Source organism: Streptomyces sp. NPDC104309, from assembly GCF_055584025.1.
The window spans coordinates 20,215-34,160 of the sequence record NZ_JBVJMV010000034.1; the positions used below are offsets into that span (position 1 = coordinate 20,215).

Annotated in this window: 20 protein-coding genes; 19 read left to right on the forward strand and 1 reads right to left on the reverse strand. The window is 69.0% G+C overall.

From position 1 onward, the window contains the following. The first annotated feature begins 36 nt into the window (after nt 1–36). Nucleotides 37–522, forward strand: coding sequence for a hypothetical protein (locus tag ACZ68L_RS34295; RefSeq protein WP_469585104.1), 486 nt, complete (start codon nt 37–39; stop codon nt 520–522). A 347-nt stretch (nt 523–869) separates the two neighbouring features. Beyond that, complete coding sequence (locus tag ACZ68L_RS34300) at nt 870–1,316, forward strand: RapZ C-terminal domain-containing protein (protein WP_469585107.1); 447 nt, start codon at nt 870–872, stop codon at nt 1,314–1,316. A gap of 264 nt (nt 1,317–1,580) precedes the next feature. Here the strand turns inward: ACZ68L_RS34300 and ACZ68L_RS34305 are convergent, their stop codons facing one another. After that, nucleotides 1,581–2,006 (reverse strand): hypothetical protein, encoded by a 426-nt coding sequence (locus ACZ68L_RS34305; protein ID WP_469585110.1) that lies wholly within the window; start codon nt 2,004–2,006, stop codon nt 1,581–1,583. Nucleotides 2,007–2,118: 112 nt separating this feature from the next. Here ACZ68L_RS34305 and ACZ68L_RS34310 point away from each other — a divergent pair, with 112 nt between their 5' ends. The 17 genes from ACZ68L_RS34310 (at nt 2,119) to ACZ68L_RS34390 (ending at nt 13,940) form a co-directional block, all read left to right on the forward strand. Then, nucleotides 2,119–2,670 carry a hypothetical protein gene (locus tag ACZ68L_RS34310; protein ID WP_469585113.1) on the forward strand — a complete coding sequence of 184 codons (552 nt, stop codon included), beginning with the start codon at nt 2,119–2,121 and terminating at the stop codon, nt 2,668–2,670. After that, complete coding sequence (locus ACZ68L_RS34315; protein ID WP_469585117.1) at nt 2,667–4,199, forward strand: terminase large subunit domain-containing protein; 1,533 nt, start codon at nt 2,667–2,669, stop codon at nt 4,197–4,199. The genes ACZ68L_RS34310 and ACZ68L_RS34315 overlap by 4 nt, the downstream gene beginning before the upstream one ends. Before the next feature lie 72 nt (nt 4,200–4,271). Beyond that, nucleotides 4,272–6,143 (forward strand): hypothetical protein, encoded by a 1,872-nt coding sequence (locus ACZ68L_RS34320; RefSeq protein WP_469585120.1) that lies wholly within the window; start codon nt 4,272–4,274, stop codon nt 6,141–6,143. A 65-nt stretch (nt 6,144–6,208) separates the two neighbouring features. Continuing rightward, entirely contained in the window at nt 6,209–6,949 is a 741-nt protein-coding gene (locus ACZ68L_RS34325; protein ID WP_469585123.1) for a hypothetical protein, read from the forward strand. Nucleotides 6,950–7,073: 124 nt separating this feature from the next. Then, nucleotides 7,074–7,469 (forward strand): head decoration protein, encoded by a 396-nt coding sequence (locus tag ACZ68L_RS34330; RefSeq protein ID WP_469585126.1) that lies wholly within the window; start codon nt 7,074–7,076, stop codon nt 7,467–7,469. 14 nt (nt 7,470–7,483) lie between these two features. Beyond that, a complete protein-coding gene (locus ACZ68L_RS34335) occupies nt 7,484–8,533 on the forward strand; it encodes a major capsid protein (RefSeq protein WP_469585129.1) in 1,050 nt (349 codons plus the stop codon). Beyond that, entirely contained in the window at nt 8,533–8,796 is a 264-nt protein-coding gene (locus ACZ68L_RS34340; RefSeq protein ID WP_469585132.1) for a hypothetical protein, read from the forward strand. The genes ACZ68L_RS34335 and ACZ68L_RS34340 overlap by 1 nt, the downstream gene beginning before the upstream one ends. A gap of 126 nt (nt 8,797–8,922) precedes the next feature. Beyond that, on the forward strand, nt 8,923–9,252 hold the full coding sequence (locus ACZ68L_RS34345; RefSeq protein ID WP_469585135.1) for a hypothetical protein: 330 nt from the start codon (nt 8,923–8,925) through the stop codon (nt 9,250–9,252). Next, nucleotides 9,249–10,103: a hypothetical protein gene (locus ACZ68L_RS34350; protein WP_469585138.1), complete on the forward strand. Its 855-nt coding sequence runs from the start codon at nt 9,249–9,251 to the stop codon at nt 10,101–10,103. The genes ACZ68L_RS34345 and ACZ68L_RS34350 overlap by 4 nt, the downstream gene beginning before the upstream one ends. Then, on the forward strand, nt 10,100–10,648 hold the full coding sequence (locus ACZ68L_RS34355; RefSeq protein ID WP_469585141.1) for a hypothetical protein: 549 nt from the start codon (nt 10,100–10,102) through the stop codon (nt 10,646–10,648). The genes ACZ68L_RS34350 and ACZ68L_RS34355 overlap by 4 nt, the downstream gene beginning before the upstream one ends. Before the next feature lie 11 nt (nt 10,649–10,659). Next, nucleotides 10,660–11,022, forward strand: coding sequence for a hypothetical protein (locus ACZ68L_RS34360; protein ID WP_469585143.1), 363 nt, complete (start codon nt 10,660–10,662; stop codon nt 11,020–11,022). After that, a complete protein-coding gene (locus tag ACZ68L_RS34365) occupies nt 11,022–11,468 on the forward strand; it encodes a DUF6093 family protein (protein WP_469585145.1) in 447 nt (148 codons plus the stop codon). The genes ACZ68L_RS34360 and ACZ68L_RS34365 overlap by 1 nt, the downstream gene beginning before the upstream one ends. Continuing rightward, complete coding sequence (locus ACZ68L_RS34370; protein ID WP_469585148.1) at nt 11,465–11,854, forward strand: HK97 gp10 family phage protein; 390 nt, start codon at nt 11,465–11,467, stop codon at nt 11,852–11,854. Before ACZ68L_RS34365 ends, ACZ68L_RS34370 begins: the two co-directional genes overlap by 4 nt. After that, nucleotides 11,851–12,297: a hypothetical protein gene (locus ACZ68L_RS34375; RefSeq protein ID WP_469585150.1), complete on the forward strand. Its 447-nt coding sequence runs from the start codon at nt 11,851–11,853 to the stop codon at nt 12,295–12,297. The genes ACZ68L_RS34370 and ACZ68L_RS34375 overlap by 4 nt, the downstream gene beginning before the upstream one ends. A 104-nt stretch (nt 12,298–12,401) precedes the next feature. Further along, on the forward strand, nt 12,402–12,872 hold the full coding sequence (locus ACZ68L_RS34380) for a phage tail tube protein (protein ID WP_469585153.1): 471 nt from the start codon (nt 12,402–12,404) through the stop codon (nt 12,870–12,872). Nucleotides 12,873–12,975: 103 nt separating this feature from the next. Further along, nucleotides 12,976–13,542, forward strand: a complete 567-nt coding sequence (locus tag ACZ68L_RS34385; protein ID WP_469585154.1) for a hypothetical protein — start codon at nt 12,976–12,978, stop codon at nt 13,540–13,542. Next, on the forward strand, nt 13,497–13,940 hold the full coding sequence (locus tag ACZ68L_RS34390) for a hypothetical protein (protein ID WP_469585156.1): 444 nt from the start codon (nt 13,497–13,499) through the stop codon (nt 13,938–13,940). The genes ACZ68L_RS34385 and ACZ68L_RS34390 overlap by 46 nt, the downstream gene beginning before the upstream one ends. The last annotated feature ends 6 nt before the right edge of the window (nt 13,941–13,946 follow it).

A 13,946-nucleotide genomic window follows, 5' to 3' on the forward strand; every position in this document is an offset into this window, starting at 1 on the left:
TCTGCCCTCACCACCCGCCGCCCCGTAAGGAACCCCATGAACGCCTACCTGCCCGCCCCGAAGCAGACCAACGACCAGGCCCAGCAACTCATCAACGCCGTTGAGGAAGCTCTCGCCGACCAGCAGCCCACCGCCTTCCGCGACCGCACCACACTCCCCACAGTCGGCACAGCCCCGCCCGTTCCCCAGCCCGGACGGCCGCCCATGAGCCAGCGCGCAACCGACGCCAGCACCCTCATGCTCACAGGGGGAGCCGCCAGCCTCATGGTCGGCGGAAGCGCCTCCCTCGTCATGCTCGCCTCCGGGTACGCCGACCCCGCAGTGTGCGCCATCGCCTTCGGAACTCCCACCGTGCTCGTCCTCGCCATCGCCCGCCTTGTCGGCAAAGCCAAGGCCGTAGTCGAAGCGGCGCCCGCGCCCGTCCACCACCACTACAACGGCAGCGTCACCGTCGACCAGCGCAGCATCAACGCCCAGACCCGCGGCGTCATCGCCCACACACGGAACCAGCTGCCCAAGTGACCGAGACCGTGCCCCGCGCCACCGTGGTGACCGTCAGTCTTCCCGGCGGACGGCACCTCGTTGCCCACCTCGACCCCGACACACCCGACCACCAAAGCCCCCTCCGCCGGGCGCTTCGCGCCAACCGCATCGACCTTCCCCTCGCAGCGAGAAGGGACCAGTCAACAGCTGCAGTGCCCGCTGCATCTGCGGCGGAATGCTCGCCGCCCACCGCCTCGGCTACGACTCCACCGACACCGCGATCCGTCGGACACCCCATCCCAACCAGTAACCTATAAACTATTGCGCGAGCAATGGGATATGAGTACTTTGGATGCAGCCAAACCGCCTAGTCCGGAAGGCCATCCATGACCACCGCCCCCGCCATCAAGCTGATCTCCTTCGGCTACCTCCACGGAACTGCCCCCGAGGCGCACCTGACAGTCGATCTCCGCCACCACTTCCGCGACCCGCACGTCAGTCCCGAACTCCGATACATGACCGCGAACGACGCACCGGTTCGTGCCACGGTCATGAACACCCCCGGGATCCGGCAGCTCCTCACCGGAACCGTCACCACGATCGACGGATTCTTGGCCGGCCCTTCCGGCACCGGTCTCACCGTGGCCGGAGGATGCGCAGGCGGACGCCACAGGGCAGGCGCCTTCTCCATCGCCCTTGAAGCAGTTCTCACTGGCAACCTCGCCATGGCCGACGAACTCGGCATCAAGGGCCTTGCCGCCCAGTTCGTCGGCCGTGGTCTCACCGTCGCCCTGACGCATCGCGACCTCGACAAGGCCGTCGTCACCCGCTGAACAGCGCCACCCGCGCGACCTGGGCCACCTCGGCAGTTCGGAGTGAGCGGGGGGATACCAGCCCGGACAAGCGGCCCTCCGTACCTCACGCTGGTACTGCACGGCCCGGACTGCCGAGTCTTACGGTGTCCCCGCGCCCGGATGACGCACAACGGGCCGTGCCACAAACCACCGCACCCGAGCCCGACTCGCGGCAACCCCCACCGCACAGCGGCTCAACCCGGCCCCCACCAGCACCCCAACTGGTGGGGGCCAACGTGCGTCTCAGGACGCTGGGTGCTCCCGGAACCACGCCACCATCTGCTGCAGCGGCTGCGACACCGCGAAACTGTTGCCCTTCGCGCCCAGGTTGTCCAGCCCGTAATGCTCCGCCCGCTTCTCCGCCAAATCCACGAACCCGATCGGCTCCTCGAACTTCGTGGGGTCCTTCGCCTTCATGGCCGCCCGTACGTCCTTCGCCGCGCCCAGCTTCGCCGTCACCAGGTCCTGACACTCGTCCGCCGTCTCGCACCCCTGAGCAGCAGCTGCCGTGTACGCGTCCAGGGCCTCGTCCACCCCCATCACGGACGCACTCTGCGATGCAGCCGGCTTCCCGCCGCCCTTCGCCTCACCATCACCCGAACCGCATCCGGTCACCACCGCACACAGCGCGACTCCGGCTGCCCACCCCACTACACGCACACGTCTCATGCCGCGCAGGATCCCACCCACGCCAGGCAGGGGGAACCGAAACCCGAACATCAGGGATCATCAAGACAGGCGCGGGGCCTGACAACCACACACAGCGGGAGCCCCGACCGCCATGCCCCACTCAAAAGCGAAAATGGCCGAAGTCGCCGAACGCCGCGCCAAGCTCATCAAACTGCGCCGCGCCGGCGTCAACTTCGAAGACCCCCGGATCCTCGCCCTCGGCTACACCACCCGCGGCGCCGCGACCAAAGACTTCTACCGGGCCATCTGCGAACGCCGCGACGAACAAGCCGCCGAAGCCTCCGCCTACCGGCAAGAAGAGAACGAGCGCCTCGACGACCTCCTCGCAGCCGCCTGGCCCATGGCCACCGAACTCCGCCCCGTCTTCAACAAGGAAGGCGACGAGATCGGACAGTCCATCGACCTGAAGGCCGTCGACACCGTCCTGAAGCTCATGGACCGCCGGGCCAAGCTCAACGGCCTCGACATGCCCGTGCGCAACGAAGTCACCGGAGCCGACGGCGGCCCCCTCGCACTCAGCAGCGCCAGCCCCGATGATCTTGCCGCGCTCATCGCCGCAACCGATCGCCTCAACCAGGACGCCCCCGACAACACCGCGACATCCACCCCCGACGAAGATGACGACGGGCCGACTGGGCCGTGAGCAGCCGTATCGAGGAGCAACTGGCCCGCTACCGTGCCCTTCCCGCAGCCCAGCGCACCGCCGTGGCTCGCGGGGCCGACCCCGAACTGCGGAAGGTCCTCGCGTGGGCTGAGAAGCAGATGGCGATCCAGCGGTCCCCAGGCTCCATGGCGGCCGTGCTGACCAGTGGTCGCGAATGGCAGGCGCGCCACCTCGACCTCATCGACAAGGCGTTCGTGCGGATCGCGAACGGCGAGCGCATGCGCATCCTCCTGAACATGCCGCCTCGGCACGGCAAATCGGCCAGGGCAGCCCGCTGGGCGCCTCTCTGGTACCTGGCCCGGCACCCCGACCACCGGGTGATGATCGCCTCCTACGCGGCGAAGCTCGCTGAGGGCCATGGCCGGTGGATCAGGGACTCCATCAAGGAAATGGGCCCTCAGATCGGCGTCGAGCTGCGATACGGGTCCATGGCGGCGAACCGCTTCGACCTTGCAGGCACCCCCGGTGGGCTGGTCACCGCAGGCGTCGGAGGCTCCTTGACCGGCATGGGCGCAAACGTCGCAATTGTCGACGACCCTCTGAAGGACGCCAAAGAGGCCGACAGCCCCGTCAAACTCGCGAACCTGTGGGACTGGTGGCAGCAAGTCCTCAACACCCGCATGGAGCCGAACGGCTCCATCGTGGTCATTCAGACGCGCTGGTCGGAGAACGACCTCGCCGGACGCATCCTTCAAGACGGCGCCGAAGGATGGACCGTCCTCGACCTGCCCGCCATCGCCCTCACCGACAACGACCCCCTCGGCCGGGAGGTCGGCGAACCGCTGTGGCCCGAACGCTTCCGCCGCAAGCACCTCGACCGGTTCAAGAAAGACGTCGGCGAACGAGGCTGGTGGGCGCTCTACCAGCAGCAGCCTCGCCCCATCGAAGGCGGCGTGTGGAAATGGCCGTGGATCACCGACAACCGGATCACCCCCCAAGCGTTCCGAGGCGTCGACCTCACCCGGACCATCGTCGCCATCGACACCGCAGGTGGGCGCGACGACAGCGACGAAGTCGGCCTCATCGGAGCCGGTCGAGACGCAGCCGGTGAGATGTACGTCCTCGCCGACCGGTCCGCGAAGATGGGCGCCGCCCAGTGGGGACGGACCGCTGGACTCCTGGCCATCGAACTCGAGGCCGACGCGTTCGTCGTGGAGGCGAACTTTGGCGGCGACATGGCCGCGCAGATTCTCAGGCAAGCCTGGGCTGAACTCGAACGCGAGAGGCTGACCGGCGGCTTGCTCATGCCGCGGATCATCGAGGTCACAGCGAAGGTCGGGAAGCGATTGCGCGCCGAGCCTGTGGCGCAGCTCTACGAGAACGGGCACGTCCACCACGTAGGCGAGTTCCCCGGCCTGGAAGTTCAGTACGTGTCCTGGATCCCGGGCATGGACTCTCCAGACAGACTCGACGCCGCGGTGCACGGTCTCACCGAGCTCGCCGACCCCGCAGCAGCAGCCGTCGCCACCACCGCGTACCGCGACCAGCGTCTGACCGGCCGCCGCTGAGCAGGGGCAACCCCAGGCGCCCGCGCCCGTACTCTGATCACATGGCGCGGGGCCTGGTGCGGAGGGAACTCTGTGGGCCTCAAGAGCCTGGTCATCGACGCGTGGTCGTGGCTGAATTACAAGCCAATTTTTGCCGACCCGTCGCTCGGCATGCCCAACCGGCGCGCGTTTCCTGAGGCCCACGCGTCCTGGGTGCCGGCCGCTGACGAACGCCGCCTTGCCGCGTACAAGCTCCTCGCCGCGTACGACAACAACCAGGCTGGCGAGCTCGCCCAGATCCGCGACGACGACAGCGCACGGGAGCGGCGCGAGTTCGGTGACCCCTCCATGTTCATCGACACGCTTGTCGCGCATGTCATGGGTCGGGAGCAGCACATCACTGTCCCCGGCGCGGAGCAGACCGACACCGGTGACCAGACCGCAGCCGCCGCAGCCGAACGCGTTCAGGCCCTGCTGCGCGAGTGGGCAGAGGACGAACTGCTGCCCATGCGGATGCTTCAGTGCGAGAGGAAGGCCGTCGGGCTCGGTGACGGGGTGTACCTCCTGTACTGGGACCCGGCGAAGAACCGGCCCCGCCTCAAAACGTACGACCCCGGCTTCTACTTCCCCGTGCTTCCCGAGGACGGAGACGGTGCCGACTACCCGGAGCGCGTCCACATCGCATGGGAGCTCCCCGAGGACGCCAAGCGCGGACTCAAGCCGCGGCTGCGGCGCATCACGTACGAGCTGGACTGGATCCGCCCCACCACCGCGTCCGGAGTCGACCGTGCAGGCAGGCCCGTCCGCGCCCCCGTCCTGTCCGTCCCCACCGACGACACCCCCACCGCGCCGGTCCTCGGTCGCGGCGACCAGGTCGACAGCAGCGGGGCCATCTCCCGCATGTACCCGTGGAACGACCAGCCCGCCTACCGGACCTGCTACCTCACCGACGCCACATGGGAGATGGGCGACCTCAAGGGCAACATCGACGTCGATGACCTACCCATGGACAAGGCGAGCTTCGCGACCAGCGGAACCGGCGAAGTCCTCGACCACCTCGACCTGTACATCGACTTCGTACCGGTCATCCACGTCCCGAACAGCGTCCCGCCGGCCGAGGAGCACTGGGGGCAGAGCAGCCTCGCGAAGGCTCTGCAGGTCTTCGACGAACTCCAGGGCACGGACACCGACAGCAGCCGGGCCTCCGCGACCACCGGTTCCCCGATCATCGGCCTGTCCGGCAAGCAGTCCACGAACCAGACGCACCTTGCCGTTGCCCCCGGCATGGTGTTCCAGCTCGGGGAGTCCGGCCGCATGGACACCTTGAACACGGCCCCGCAGCTTGCCGAGCTGCGTCTGCACGGTCACGACCTCGCCGACCGTGCCTCCAGCATCGTCCGCCTCCCGGCCGTGTCCCTCGGCACCATGGATCCCTCCAAGGTCCCCTCCGGGTACGCTCTGCAGCTCTCCCTCGGCCCCCTCGACTCCCTCATCGCCGGGATGCGCCTCGCCCGCGACCACAAGGACCGGCTCCTCCTCCGCTTCGTGCAGCGCCTCTTCCTCGCCGGCCAGCACCCGGACTGGGCAGGGGCCACCCCGCTCCCCGCTCGAATCGTTCGCGGCCCGTACACCCCCACGGACAAGGCCGCCGTCCTCGAGCAGGTCGCCACCGCATACAAGGCGCAGGTCATCAGTCTCGAGACGTGTGTGCGGATGCTGGCCGAGGCAGGGTGGCCGATCAGCGACGCGGAGAAGGAGATCGAGCAGATCCAGGCCCGGTCCTTCGAGCAGGCTCGGATGCTGGCCGATGCCCTCGGTAACCCCGACGAGGTCGCCGCCTTCCTAGGACGTCAGGCACCGGACCAGCAGCCCGCACCCGCAGTTCAGCTCCCTGCCGTACCCGCACCCCCAGCAGTCGGAAATACCGCCGACCAGGGGCAGCAGGGGAGCAGGGGCAGCAAATGAGCCGAGCCGTGCTTTCCTTGGATCAAGGCGCGGGGCCTGGAATGTCCTTGGGAGGACTTGCCCTCATGCGTCGCCCCGCGCAGCACTACAGCACCCCCGCCGCCAGCACGGCGTGGGCGCACCCGTACACCGGCCTGTCCGGTCTCGCCGTGTTTTACAACGACGGCGGCGACCCGCCCGAGGGCGGTACCCCCCAGGCTGACCCGCCGAAGCCCTCCCCGCCCGCCCAGCGCACGTTCACGCAGGCCGAGGTCGAGGCGCTCGCCGCGAAGGAGAAGGCGCAGGGGCAGCGTGCCGGGGCCCGGACGGCGCTCGAGGAGTTCGCCGCCGAGCACGGCTTCAGCAACGTCGATGACGCCAAGCAGTTCATCGCGGCGGCCCGCAAGGCGCAGGACGACGCCCTGACCGAGCAGCAGAAGCGTGAGCGCGAGCTCGCGGACCGGGAGGCGAAGGCCGATGCCCGCGAGAAGGCCGCCGAAGCCCGCGAGCGCGCCGCCACCCGCCGCACAGTCCTCGTCGGGCTCGGCGCCACCGGCGACGACCTCGAGGACGCGGCCGCCCTCCTCCGCGTCGACGAGACCGCCGACGAGCAGACCGTGCAGGAAGCGGCCCAGAAGCTAAAGGAGCGCCGACCCGAACTGTTCGGGGTCACGGCCGCGCCGCAGACCCCGTCCGCGCTGCCGCCCGCCCCGGGCGGAGCACCCGCCGGCGGGCCGCCCCGACAGGCCCCGACGAAGGACGACATCCAGGCGCGCGCCCGTAAGCGCGCCGAACAGATGGGCTTCAGGCGCCCAGACGCCGCCTGACCCACCCAGAGCTGAGGGACCACGCCCTCTCCGCACCACCCCCGTGGACGGCACCACCACTGGTTGCCCGCACCCCAGTGCCATCCCCATTCCACGGGAGGAGATCGGCGTGGACATCCAGCCGATGACTACCACTGAGACCGTGACCGCCGACCGGCGGTGGCTGCGTAACTTGCACGGCTCGGGCATGAACGCCACGATCACCCTCGACGTCTCGAAGTTCACGTCGGGAACCCACTACCTGCCCGCCACGGCCAAGACCCCGCAGGCCGTGTTCAAGTCGGGCCTGCCCCTCGGCAAGGTCACCGCCTCGGGGCTGTACGCCCCGTACAAGTCCGACGCCACGGACGGCACGCAGATCCTCACCGGGCTCCTCGCCACCGACACGCACTTCAACCCGGCCTCCACCAAGGTCGGCGGGGCGCTCCTCGTCCACGGCGACGTCGACACCGCGAAGCTGCCCGTCGCACTGACCGTGCCCGACGCGGCCAGCCGCACCGACCTCATCCACTTCGCCTGATAGGGGCCTGAGTCATGCTTGAGACCCTGCTCAGGGACATCGACGCCACCGAGATCAACGCTTTCGTCCGGGCCGTACAGACACCCGCCGACTACGCACTGACCCTCTCCGTCATGCCGGAGAAGACGATCAACTCGGTGAAGTTCCGGATCAAGTCCACGTCCCGCCGCGTGAACGCGGCGAATTACCGGGCGTGGGACGCACAGACCAAGGTCGCGACCCGCGAGGCGAAGCGCATTGTCACCGAGGGCATGCTTCCGCCGCTCGGCCAGAAGTACCTGGTCGGCGAACTGGAACAGATCCTCCTCGACACCAGCCGCGGCGCCGACTCCTCCGAGCTCGTCGAACTCCTCTACCAGGACGTCGCCGCACACTCGCAGTCCATCAAGTCCCGTCTCGAACTCGCCGTCGGAGACCTCCTCACCGACGGGAAGTTCACCCTGACCGGAGAGAACGGTCTGACCGTCGAGTACGACGCCGGCGTCCCCTCGGCGAACATGCCGACCGCCGCGAAGGCGTGGACCGACCCGACCGCAGACGCACTCAAGGACGAGATGGCGTGGATCGAGACGCTCCGCGCCTCCGGTGCGCCGCTCCCGTCCCGCGTCGTCACCTCCTACAAGGCGCGCGCCCTCCTCGCTGCAAACAACGCCTACCGGGCCGCGTTCTACGGCAGTGTCTCCCCGTCGACCACGCCGACGGCGACGCTCGCACCGAACGAGGTCGACGTCGTCCGCGCCCGCTACGGACTGCCGCCGATCACCGTGTACGACGTGCAGATCCCCAAGGACGACGGCACCATGGTCCGCCCGATCCCCGAGGACCGGTGGCTGATGCTCCCGCCGAACCCGCAGACATGGGGCGAAACCCAGTACGGCGTCACCGCCGAGTCCCTCGTCCTCTCCTCCGGCGGCAACCCCGCCATCCTGCGGGAAGAGGCGCCTGGCATCGTCGTCACCCACGGCTCCACCGACGACCCGGTCCAGGTGTGGACGAAGGGTGCCGCCGTCGCCATGCCGGTGCTGTACGTGCCGGACATCCACATCACCGCCAAGGTGTTCTGATGGGCGCCCGGCTGGCAGCGACCGTGTACGTCACGGACCCGGACACGCACCAGACCGTGCGCCTGGACGAGGGAAGCGAGCCCGAGACGCGGCTCGCCGCCCTCGTCACGAACCCCGCAGCGTGGGAAGACGGCAACCTTCCCACCGCGGCAAACAAGTCCGCCGCCACCGCCGATCCTGCGGGCGAGGACGCGGACACCAAGCAGGCCGCGAAGAAGACGGCGGCCCGCAAGCCGGCCGCCGCCAAGCCCGCGGCCAGTTGACCGGCTCGGGGCCGGACGGCCGCCGCTGAGGGCACCGGCGGCCGAACAGGATGCGGGCCCCCACGGTGGGGGCGCCAGCGGGCCCGCGTCCCGTCCCCCTTCCCACCCACACCCGGAGGACGACCTATGGACGCCCAAGTAAGCGCCTGGCTCACCTCACAGCTCGGCACGACCACCAACCTCGCCGACCTTGAGGTGCGGTACACCCGGCTCGGCACCGCCCGCGCTGTCGCCCTCGAAGTCCTCCGCGAACGAGTCGCAGCACTGCGTGCCCAACCATCCACGGTCAACGTCAGCAGCGTGGTCGCCGTGTCGTACACGGAGAACATCAAGGCGTACGAACGGCAGATCGCGCTCCTCGAGGACGGCCAGCCACCGGCGCCCGACGACCCGGACGACGGCGCAGGCAGCGACGGGCTCGGCATCATTCGGCTCGTCGAACGGCCCCGCCGATGACCACCCCCGCACCCGCCCAGGAGCAGACCGACCAGCACGAGGAACTCCTCGGCCTGATCGCGCTCCTCCTGACCCGTCTCGTCCGCACGTGGAAGACACTCACCACCGCACAAGACACCCTGCTCCGCACCCTGGAGCGGATCCGGCCAGGCATGGGCGCCACACCCCGCATCCGGGCGGCGGTCCGCGAGTACAACCAGCAGGTCGCCCGCTTCGACCGTGAGGTTCGCGCTCTCGTAGAAAAGTGGGCGGGCACAGACCTGCCGACCGCCTACCGGGACGGCGCCCTGCAAGCCCTGCGACGGGCCCAGCGTGACGTCGCTATGTTCCGGTGGACAACCGACCACCAAGCCGCCCTCACCCCCCTCACCGCCACGTTCTACGTCGACCTGATCCGCCGAGTGCAGGAGACCGTACGCCGCGCCCAAGCGTTCGCCCGCGCCGCGCAGGACGCCGCCCGCGAGGTGGCCGCCGGACGGCAGCACGAAGGCATCGACAGCCCCCGCCTCGCCGCCGACCACCCGCTCACCACGGTCATCTACGCCGACCAGTCCCGGCACCCCGTCGAAGCGTGGGCCCGCTCCGCCCTGCTGTGGCAGGGGGTCGTGGCCGCGAACATGGGTGCGGTGAACACCGCCCGGTGGGAACTCGACGCCCAGTGGATGCAGTGCGTCGACGGACCGGAGTGCGGGTTCACGAATCACGGCGACACCGATCACGCCGACGGCACCATCCGCAGCATCGACGACGCCGACATGTACCCGGCCGCCCACCACGGCTGTATCCGATCTTGGATCCCGCGCCCCGACCTCAACGACCGCCCCGGCCTCATCTCAGGAGACCCAGCATGACTACCCGACAAGAGCCCCGAGCTACGAAGACAGCCGCTGTGCCCGGCGAGGGAGACTTCCTCACTGCTGCCCAGCAGCGGTATCAGCAGCGTCGCCAGCGCCTCATCGACGCCGGACGCAGCGACGCCATCCCCGACTGGGACGACCTCCATCCTGCCGAGCAGGAAGACGAGGTCAACCAGATGCGGGCGGCCTACGCTGCAGGACCGCGAGTCGCTGAACGGCTCGGGCTACGCACCTACTCACGTACCATCGCGGTCCCTGAGGTCGGGCAGACGGTCATCTACGAGGGGTGGCCAGCCATCGTCACCATGACTCGCGACTCCGCCCACCACTACAGCCGCCCATTCCAAGCCCAGACCGCGCTCCCGACGCTTCGGGACGAGCTGCATGTGCATCTCCATGTGCTGTCCGCGCTGGGCCCCTACCCGGCGTGCAGCGTGGACCATGGGGAGGGCGGCTGGCTGTGGCCGCAGGAAGCGGCAGAAGAGAGGGAGAAGACTGAAGCGCTCTTGTCTCTGAGGCGGGAGCGGGCCGGGAAATGATGCATCCGAGCATGGCCGACCGCCCCCGCCCGGTCCGGATCGTCGCCGACCCAGCCGGTGCAGAGGTCCGCATCGGCGATACCGACGTCAGTGTCGGGCTGCAGGGCTTCAACCTCGAGCAGCGCATGGGCCAGACCCCGCTCCTCGTCCTCTACGCCAACGCGACTGGCGGCGCCGTCCTTGACGGCATCGCTCACGTCGCCGTTGCCCAGGACCAGGACCCCAGAGAGCAGATGGCCGCGTTCCTCACGAACATCGACCCCGGAGCGCTTGAGCGGGCCGCCCTCCAACGGGACGACCTCGGCAGCGACCGGCACGACCTGACCCGGGCCATGCTCGCCCAGCTGTCCGACTGGGCGCAGGGGAGGACCTGATGGCCGGACTCGATGCAGCGCTCGCAGGGGTCGTGTCGTGGATCGGGGAGAACCTCCTTATCGACACCGTGCGGATCACCCTGCCCGCCGTCGGTGAACCCGTACTCAACGAGGACACCGGCCAGCTTGAGTACCCCGATGGTGAGGTGCTGTACGAGGGGCCCGGCGGTGTGCAGGGATCATCCGCCCAAGCGGAGATTGTCGCCACGCCGAACCACAACCTCCCCTGGGTGCAGGAGACAACCTCCCGGTACCGGCTCCTCACCCCCCTGCCCGCCCCGATCCCCCCGAAGGACGCAGTCGTCACCGTCGTCGCAGTCCACGCCCCGGCCCGAACCGGACTCCTCGGCCGGTCGTGGATCTGCACCGACCCCGGACGCGCCGGCACCGTCGAAGTCGTACGCATCACCCCCCTCGACCAGATGCTGGCCGAGGTGACCTCATGACGCCCGAACAGCTCGCGGACCGCCTCGACGCGGCAGTTACCCGGGTCGGGCCCGCGATCCAGCGCGCCGTACGGCACACCGGCGAGCTCGGCCGCGCCCGCATCCGGGGTAACGCCTCCGGACGGCCCGGCCCGAACGTCATCACCGGCGCCTACCGGAATTCCTGGGAGACCGCGAACCAGCGTCTGCCGCACGGGGCGCTGTGCACCATCGGCACGAACGCGCCCCAAGGTCGGCGCTTGGAGTTCGGGTTCATGGGCATGACCGACAGCCTTGGCCGTACCTACCACCAGCCGCCATTCCCGCACGTCGGCCCAGCCATCGACTACATCGGGGCGACGCTGATGGCGGAGATGCGGCTCGCGGTTGCGGAGGTACTCCGGTGATTCCCAGACGCTCCGTCACCGCCGCGGTGGCCGCACTCCTCACCTCCGCCACAGGGCTTCCTGTCGGACAGGGGCGGATGCCGCAGTCCAAGCCGCCCTACTACCTGCTCTACTCCCTCGACACCGGACTCGATGGGCCGCCGTTCGTCGACACCCTGGACGACCTGGTGGTCGTCTACCAGGTGACGTCCGTGTCGGGCCCTGACCCGTCCCGGCCGTCCTCGATGGGCACCCTCGACCAGGCCGAGCTCCTCGCGGACAAAGCGCGCGCAGCAATCCTCGGCCGCGACCCGGTGTCGGGGCAGTGGCTCCATCCCCTGACAATCCCTGGCGTGAAGGTCATGGGCCGGGAGCTCGATCTCGAACCGGGGGGAACGAATGACCCCACGGATGGGATCATCAGTTATGTGCAGAGGTTCAGGCTCGCCCTGACCCCAGCCTGACCCCTGGCCAGGCGATTTACCGCACCGCGGCGGCCCCAGCGCGGACGCGCCACCCATAGGTGGCCGACTCCCACACACGCGTGAGCATTCAAAGGGGCCCCAGCATGGCCAGGTTCAGCCGCAAGGGCGTAACAAGGATTCTGTTCGCCGACACGATCGCGTCCACGAGCTACATGCCGACGCTCGTCGAAATCACCGGTGCGACCGACTACACGAAGCAGATCGCCGCAGTCGACGGGTTCTCCATCGAGAACCAGGAGATCGAGACCCCCGACATGGACTCCACGTTTGTGTCGAAGATCCCTGGCGACGACAGCGCAGCTGACTCCTCTCTGACGTTCTGGGAGGACGACGTCACCGACACCATCGAGACCGACCTGGCCAAGGGCACCACCGGGTTCATCCTGATCGCCCGCAAGGGCAAGGCGGCCAGCTCCAAGGGGCTCGACATCTACCCCGTGCGTGTCGCGTCGAACTCGTCCGCGGTGACTGCGGACAACGAGGGCGCGAAGCTCATGGTCAAGTTCTCCATCACGGACCGTCCGCTGCTCAACGCGACGATCCCGGCGACCTGACCCGACCTCCCCACTGCTCCCGGTCGGGCCCGACGCGTGTTCGGGAAGGGGCGCCTGTCGGCGCCCGGCCGGGTCCCCTTCCCCTCTGATGGAGGACCACCCCATGTCTACCGCCGCCAAGACTGCTGCTGCGAATGCCACTCCGCCCGCTGCTGCTGTGGCTGCCGATGCCCACTGGGCTGCCACCCAGGAGCGCCTGCGCAACCGGATCCGGCCCACGGCCACGCTGACGATCTGCGACGACCTCGACGCCCGCCAGGCGCTCGAGGTCGCCCGGTACGCGCTGCGCCGTATCGAGAGCGAGGCCGCTGACCGGCCGGACGACCAGGCGGTGAAGGACGCCGTCGCCAAGGCGCAGGCTGACGTCGACGTCGCGCAGGCCGCGTTCGATGAGGCGTCGACCGTCCTCACGTTCCAGGCCCTTCCGAGGAAGGAGTTCGAGGCGCTGAAGGAGGCTCACCCGGCGACGGAGGAGCAGGCCGAGGACGGCCACGACCTGGACGTCGAATCGTTCGGACCGGAGCTGATCTCCGCCGCGTCCGTGGACGGCATGCCCGTGGAAGCGGCCCGCGAGTACCTCGACACCTGGTCCGAAGCCGAAGCGGCCGAACTCTTCAACGCGGCATGGAACGTGCAGCAGACGACCCGCATGGACTTGGGAAAAGGCTGATCGCAGATGAGCGACTCCGGGGCGAACTCGAACTCTGCGACCGGTGGGGCATCCCCCACAGCCAGTTCCGCGGAATCGGCGACGGCACCTGGACCCCGCGCGACCGGGCCAAAGCACTCGCCTACCTGGACTACCAGCGGACCGTGTGCCCGCAGTGCAACACCCGCTACGACGACTGGGACCACGGCGGCCCCGGCGAAGAGGACGCCTACGCCGTCACCGTCCAGCGGTGCGTCGGCTGCCAGGTCCTCGCCGACAAGCAGGCCGAGCTCGCAGGAGACAAGGACGCCGACAACAACGGCATCAAGGTCGCACTGATCCCGGCCGCGACCGCCGCCGCGATCGAAGCGCAGCGCAGCCTCGCCTCTCACAGGCGACGCACCACCGACGACGACTGAAGACCA